Origin of the sequence: Aquirufa antheringensis (assembly GCF_004307425.1) — a bacterium.
Lineage (GTDB): Bacteria > Bacteroidota > Bacteroidia > Cytophagales > Spirosomataceae > Aquirufa > Aquirufa antheringensis.
Window position 1 is genome coordinate 664631 of record NZ_SEWZ01000002.1, and the last position, 3311, is coordinate 667941.

The following is a 3311-nucleotide window of genomic DNA, read 5'->3' on the forward strand; positions in this document are numbered from 1 at the left end:
CACACAAGGTTCTTTGACATATTGTGAGAATAAAGTAAAGAGTAAGAGCAAATTAGAATTTGAATCCTTCGGGATGAAGATATTTTAAAAGAGTAAGTGAATTAAGGGCGTATGGGGGATGCCTAGGCTCTTGGAGGCGATGAAGGACGTGTTAAGCTGCGATAAGCTTCGGGGAGGTGCACAAGACCTTCGATCCGAAGATTTCCGAATGGGGCAACCCAGTAGATTGAAGATCTATTATCCTATTTAAGATAGGAGGCGAACCTGCTGAACTGAAACATCTAAGTAAGCAGAGGAAGAGAAAACAAAAGTGATTCCGTAAGTAGTGGCGAGCGAACGCGGATTAGCCCAAACCAGTGTTGTTGCGGCAAGACTGGGGTTGTAGGACCACGCCATCGATTATGTAAATCAACGAGAACTGTTTGGGAAAGCAGGCCATAGAAGGTGAGAGCCCTGTATTGGTAAGTTTATGTAATTGTAGTGGTATCCTGAGTAGGGGGGGACTGGAGAAATCCCCTTTGAATCTGCCGGCACCATCCGGTAAGGCTAAATACTACCAAGAGACCGATAGTGAACGAGTACTGTGAAGGAAAGGTGAAAAGTACCCTGAGTAAGGGGGTGAAAAGACCCTGAAACCATACGCTTACAAGCGGTCGGAGCCCTTTCGTGGGGTGACGGCGTGCCTTTTGCATAATGAGCCTACGAGTTACTTTCACTGGCGAGGTTAATCACGTTGACGTGAGCAGCCGGAGCGAAAGCGAGTCTGAATAGGGCGCTTAGTCAGTGGGAGTAGACGCGAAACTTTGTGATCTACCCATGAGCAGGTTGAAGCTCCGATAACACGGAGTGGAGGACCGAACCAGTTTACGTTGAAAAGTATTTGGATGACTTGTGGGTAGGGGTGAAAGGCCAATCAAACTGAGAAATAGCTCGTACTCCCCGAAATGTTTTTAGGAACAGCCTCGGGGTTAAGTTTTAAGCAGGTAAAGCTACCGATAGGACTAGGGGGAGTCAAATCCTACCAAATCCTGACGAACTCTGAATGGCTTAAAATATACCCGGGAGTGAGGGTTGGGGTGCTAAGGTCCCAATCCGAGAGGGAAAGAACCCAGACCAACAGCTAAGGTCCCAAAATCTTTACTAAGTTGAACTAAGGAAGTCTGATTGCAGTGACAGCCAGGATGTTAGCTTGGAAGCAGCTATTCATTTAAAGAGTGCGTAACAGCTCACTGGTCGAGCGAGGCGGGCATCGATAATAAACGGGCATCAAGTAAAGTACCGAAGCTTTGGATTATATTTATATACTGGTAGGGGAGCATTCTGATCTGCGGAGAAGGTGAAGCGACGAGCTTTGCTGGAGCGTTCAGAAAAGCAAATGTAGGCATGAGTAACGATAATGAGGGCGAGAAACCCTCACGCCGAAAGACTAAGGTTTCCTCAGCTATGCTAATCAACTGAGGGTTAGTCGGGGGCTAAGGGTCTAGCGAAGGCGACAACCTAATGCACAACAGGTTAATATTCCTGTACTTACTTATAGGGCAAATAGATGACGGAGATTACAGGTTACCAGATACTGACGGAATAGTGTCTTTGAGAGGCGGCAGCAATGCCAAAACGAGTGTAGTGAGTAAACTTCCAAGAAAAGTCTAGGCGTGTATAACTTATAAGTAACCCGTACCGTAAACCGACACAGGTGGTCGAGAAGAATATTCTAAGGCGCTCGAGTGAATCACGGCTAAGGAACTCGGCAAATTAACCCTGTAACTTCGGGATAAAGGGAGCCACGAGCAATCGTGGCCGCAGAGAAATGGCCCAGGCGACTGTTTAACAAAAACACATGGCTTTGCTAAATCGAAAGATGACGTATAAGGCCTGACACCTGCCCGGTGCTGGAAGGTTAAGGGGGGATGTTAGTGGCAACACGAAGCATTGAACTGAAGCCCCAGTAAACGGCGGCCGTAACTATAACGGTCCTAAGGTAGCGAAATTCCTTGTCGGGTAAGTTCCGACCTGCACGAATGGTGTAACGATCTGGGCACTGTCTCAGCCGTGAGCTCGGTGAAATTGTAGTAACGGTGAAGATGCCGTTTACCCGCAACGGGACGGAAAGACCCCATGAACCTTTACTATAGCTTAGCATTGAGTTTTGGTACTGGATGTGTAGGATAGGTGGGAGGCTGTGAGCCGGTGTCGCTAGGCATCGGGGAGCCAACGTTGAAATACCACCCTTCTTGTACTGGAATTCTAATCCCCAAAGGGGAGACATTGCTTGGTGGGTAGTTTGACTGGGGTGGTCGCCTCCAAAAGAGTAACGGAGGCTTTCAAAGGTTCCCTCAGTACGCTTGGTAACCGTGCGTAGAGTGCAATAGCAAAAGGGAGCTTGACTGTGAGACCGACAAGTCGATCAGGTACGAAAGTAGGATATAGTGATCCGGTGGTTTAGTATGGAACAGCCATCGCTCAAAGGATAAAAGGTACTCTGGGGATAACAGGCTGATCTCCCCCAAGAGCTCACATCGACGGGGAGGTTTGGCACCTCGATGTCGGCTCGTCACATCCTGGGGCTGGAGAAGGTCCCAAGGGTTCGGCTGTTCGCCGATTAAAGTGGCACGCGAGCTGGGTTCAGAACGTCGTGAGACAGTTCGGTCCCTATCTGTTGTGGGCGTAGGAATATTGACAGGTTCTGACTTTAGTACGAGAGGACCGAGTTGGACTGACCGCTGGTATATCAGTTGTTCTGCCAAGGGCATAGCTGAGTAGCCACGTCGGGACCAGATAAGCGCTGAAAGCATCTAAGTGCGAAACTGACCTGAAGATGAGTATTCCATGAAGGGTCCGTGTAGACGACACGGTCGATAGGCTACAGATGTAAAGACAGTAATGTCAAAGTCGAGTAGTACTAATTACCCGAAAGCTTACCTTTTATTAATTTACACACTGCTGTTTATTTTATCTCACAATATGGCTAAAGGCTAAAACCTTGCAAAAAGTATGGAGCCGATAGGACGGGTGTTCACCTCTTCCCATCTCGAACAGAGAAGTTAAGCCCCGCACCGCTGATGATACTGGGATCAAACCCGGGAAAGTAAGTAAGCTCCAAGTTATTACAGAAGACCTGCACCAAAAGTGTGGGTCTTTTTTTATGCCCTACAGTCACTAGTCGCTAGTCGTCAGTCCGGAGGGAATTAGTCGTCAGTTATCAGTGGGCAGTAATCAGGAAATAGAGTAGAGAGTATAGAGCAAAGAGTAGAGATACGGCATAAAAAAGAGGCTGCCGCCTCGTTTTTTATCCACTCATGAAATATCGCCCC

General features: G+C 47.9%; 2 rRNA genes. Both read left to right on the forward strand.

Annotated elements, in window-relative coordinates:
- Positions 1–90 precede the first annotated feature (90 nt).
- Positions 91–2923 (forward strand): 23S ribosomal RNA (locus tag EWU21_RS11470).
- 67 nt (positions 2924–2990) lie between these two features.
- Positions 2991–3102: ribosomal RNA gene (gene rrf / locus EWU21_RS11475) — 5S ribosomal RNA — on the forward strand.
- The last annotated feature ends 209 nt before the right edge of the window (positions 3103–3311 follow it).